This window comes from Pseudomonas sp. CM25 (assembly GCF_013179705.1).
Classification (GTDB): Bacteria; Pseudomonadota; Gammaproteobacteria; order Pseudomonadales; family Pseudomonadaceae; genus Aquipseudomonas.
This window is the reverse complement of sequence record NZ_JABMCW010000465.1, coordinates 1-3,404: the sequence shown is the minus strand read 5'-3', so window position 1 is coordinate 3,404 and position 3,404 is coordinate 1. Positions and strand designations below refer to the sequence as shown.

At 63.6% G+C, this 3,404-nt stretch carries 5 protein-coding genes; 3 read left to right on the top strand and 2 right to left on the bottom strand.

All coding sequences use genetic code 11. The features are described from left to right. Window positions 1-530, top strand: a 530-nt coding sequence (locus tag HP546_RS27905; protein WP_172232353.1) for an NCS2 family permease, incomplete at its 5' end; no start/stop codon positions are given. Beyond that, window positions 527-1,612 (top strand): tRNA (uridine(54)-C5)-methyltransferase TrmA, encoded by a 1,086-nt coding sequence (gene trmA / locus HP546_RS27900; RefSeq protein WP_172232350.1) that lies wholly within the window; start codon window positions 527-529, stop codon window positions 1,610-1,612. The genes HP546_RS27905 and trmA, both read left to right, overlap by 4 nt. 117 nt (window positions 1,613-1,729) lie before the next feature. Here trmA and pcaG read toward each other — a convergent pair whose 3' ends face one another. Together pcaG and pcaH are read right to left on the bottom strand one after the other, a co-directional pair. Continuing rightward, entirely contained in the window at window positions 1,730-2,335 is a 606-nt protein-coding gene (gene pcaG / locus HP546_RS27895; protein WP_172232348.1) for a protocatechuate 3,4-dioxygenase subunit alpha, read from the bottom strand. Window positions 2,336-2,345: 10 nt separating this feature from the next. Continuing rightward, a complete protein-coding gene (pcaH, locus tag HP546_RS27890; protein WP_172232345.1) occupies window positions 2,346-3,065 on the bottom strand; it encodes a protocatechuate 3,4-dioxygenase subunit beta in 720 nt (239 codons plus the stop codon). A gap of 200 nt (window positions 3,066-3,265) precedes the next feature. Here pcaH and HP546_RS31925 point away from each other — a divergent pair. Next, window positions 3,266-3,404: neutral zinc metallopeptidase (locus HP546_RS31925; protein WP_172232342.1), on the top strand; the 139-nt coding region annotated here is incomplete at its 3' end.

The following is a 3,404-nucleotide window of genomic DNA, read 5'->3' as shown; positions in this document are numbered from 1 at the left end:
CCGGTACCCTGATCGGCGTGGCCAAGCGCGCCGGCCTGATGGGCAAGGACGGCCACATGCCGAAGATGGGCCGCGCCCTGATTGCCGACAGCACCGCAGCCATGGCCGGCTCGTTGCTGGGCACCTCGACCACCACCAGCTACATTGAGTCTGCGGCAGGCGTGAGCGCCGGTGGCCGCACCGGCCTCACTGCCATCGTGGTGGCGGTATTGTTCCTGCTGGCACTGTTCTTCGCCCCGCTGGCCGGTAGCGTGCCGGCCTTCGCCACCGCCCCGGCGCTGCTGTTCGTCGCAGTGCTGATGGCTTCGGGCCTGGCGGAAATAAACTGGGACGACGTCACCGAAGCCGCGCCGGTGGTGGTAACCGCCCTGGCCATGCCGCTGACCTACTCGATCGCCAACGGCATCGCTTTCGGCTTCATTTCCTGGACCGCCGTCAAGCTGATCTCGGGCCGCCACCGCGACCTGAACCCGGCGCTGGTGATCCTTTCCATCCTGTTCGTCATCAAGCTGGGCTGGTTCAACGCATGAGTGCTGCTTTCGACCCCTCCTCCTACGCCACCCAGCTGGATGCCAAGGTAGCCCGGCTGCGCGAGCTGCTGGCGCCGTTCGGCGCACCGGAGCCGGCTGTTTTCGACTCGCCGCGCGAACATTACCGCCTGCGCGCCGAGTTCCGCCTGTGGCGCGAAGACGGCCAGCGCCATTACGCCATGTTCGCCCCGGGCGATAAACACAAGGCGATCCTGATCGACGACTTCCCCATCGCCAGCCAGCGCATCAACCAGTTGATGCCGCGCCTGAAGGCGGCCTGGCAGGCCAGCGAAGAACTGGGCAATCGCCTGTTCCAGGTGGAGTTCCTGACGACCCTGGCTGGCGATGCCATGGTCACCCTGTGCTACCACCGCCCGCTGGACGAAGCCTGGGAAGTGGCGGCACGGCAGTTGGCCGAGGCGCTGGGGGTGAGTGTCATCGGGCGCTCCAAGGGCAAACGCCTGGTGATCGGCCGCGACTACGCGGTGGAGAAACTCGACGTGGCCGGCCGTGTGTTCAGCTACCGCCAGCCGGAGGGCGCGTTCACCCAGCCCAACGGCGCAGTGAACCAGAAGATGCTGAGCTGGGCCTTCGAGGCCATTGGCGAGCGTGAGGACGACCTGCTGGAGCTGTACTGCGGCAACGGCAACTTCACCCTGCCGCTGGCGACCCGCGTGCGCCAGGTGCTGGCTACCGAGATCAGCAAGACCTCGGTCAATGCCGCGCTGAGCAACCTCGACGAGAACGCTGTGGATAACGTACGGCTGGTACGGTTGTCGGCAGAGGAACTGACCCAGGCGCTGAATGAGGTGCGGCCGTTCCGTCGCCTGGAAGGCATCGACCTGAAAAGCTATGAGTTCGGCACGGTGTTCGTCGACCCGCCTCGGGCCGGGATGGACCCGGACACTTGCGAGCTGACCCGCCGGTTCGAGCGCATTTTGTACATCTCGTGCAACCCGGAGACGCTGGCGGCGAACATTGCCCAGTTGCAGGACACGCACCGCATCGAGCGTTGTGCGGTGTTTGACCAGTTCCCCTATACCCATCATATGGAAAGCGGGGTCCTGCTGGTTCGGCGCTGACCGATGCATCGCCGGCAAGCCAGCTCCCACAGATACTGCACAGGCCTTGAGGGCGGCGCGGTCGGTGGAGGAGCTGGCTTGCCGGCGATGGGCCGCAAAGCGGCCCCAAACATTGACTCAGAAGTCGAAGAACACCGTCTCCCCTTCCCCCTGAATGCGGATATCGAAGCGATACGCCGTCTTCCCGTCCACCTCGCAACGCTTCGCGATCAACGTCTCACGCCGCTGCGGCTGCTCGATCAGGTTCAACACCGGGCATTTGGCATTGGCCGCCGCCTCGTCATCGAAATACAGGCGCGTGTGCAGGTGAATGTTGATGCCCCGGGCAAACAGGCTGATGTTGATGTGCGGCGCCATGGGTACGCCGGCAGCATTGTTCACCACACCCGGCTTGACCGTTTGCATGGTCCACTCGCCAGCATCGAAGGTGGTAGCCGTGCGGCCGAAGCTGTTGAAGGCGTTTTCCAGGTTGTACGCGTCCTGGTAGTCGCCGTTGGCGTCGGCCTGCCACACTTCCAGGAACGAGTCGCGTACCAGGTGGCCATTACCGTCGTACACATGCCCGATCAGCAGGATGTGCTCGCCTGGTGCCTCTGGTTTGGCCAGGCGGTTCCAGATTTCCTGATCACGGGTCGGGTTGCCGGCCGCTTCCAGGGCCAGGCCGATGTGCACGTAGGGGCCGGCGGTCTGCGAAGGGGTTTCCGGCAGCAGTTCGATTGGCATGACGGTTTCCTCAGCAGTTTTCGAAGTGGGTCTTGCGCTGGCCGCGCAGCACGATGTCGAAGCGGTAGGCCAGGCAGTCCATCGGGTTGGCATTGCTCATGTCGAGCTTGGCGATCAACTGCTGCACGGCTTGCGGGTTGGCGATCGACTTGACGATCGGGCACATCGGGATCAGCGGGTCACCCTCGAAGTACAGCTGGGTGATCAGCTTGGTGGCAATCGACGGGCCGCTGATGCCGAAGTGGATGTGCGCCGGGCGCCAGTCGTTCGGGCCGTTGCGCCATGGGTACGGGCCGGGCTTGATGGTGCGGAAGCTGTAGTAGCCGTCCTGGTCGGTCAGGCAACGGCCAACACCGCCGAAGTTCGGGTCCAGCGGTGCCAGGTAGCGGTCGTTCTTGTGGCGATAGCGGCCGCCGGCGTTGGCCTGCCACATTTCCACCAGGGTGTTCGGCACAGGCTTGCCGTACTGGTCGACGACGCGGCCGGCGACGATGATGCGCTCGCCGATCGGCAGGCCACCGTTGTCAAAGTTCAGCAGCAGGTCATGGTCGTGGGCGCCAAAGCGCAGATGGGAAAAGTCCGGGCCAGTGGTTTCACTGATCGACTGCGGAATACTGACCAGTGCCTGGCGCGGTGAACGGGCAATGGACGTCTTGTAATCAGGCGTCAGGGCTTTCGGGTGCCAGTTGCGATCACGGATCACGAAGCGGCTGTTGTCCTGGGCAGGCATGCCGGTTTCCTCTCTTGGAATTATGTAAACGCCTGGGCGTGGCAGGCGGACTTGCAGTTTCGGACAAGTCGCGCGCGATGAATATTGAAATCAGGCATTCAAAACATAACCAGATGGTTATGGATTAACACCTTTGCCTGACACCTGTCGCCGTAGTGAACTAATCTTTGTCTTCTTGTTTCACGCTCGGGAGAGCACTCATGGAATGGCGAAAAGGCCGACGCAGCGACAACGTGGTCGATGCCCGGGGCGAAGGCGGCGGTGGCGGCGGCATGCGTTTTGGCGGCGGCAAGGGCCTGGGGCTGGGGGCGATTCTGCTGATTGTCGGCATCGGCTGGC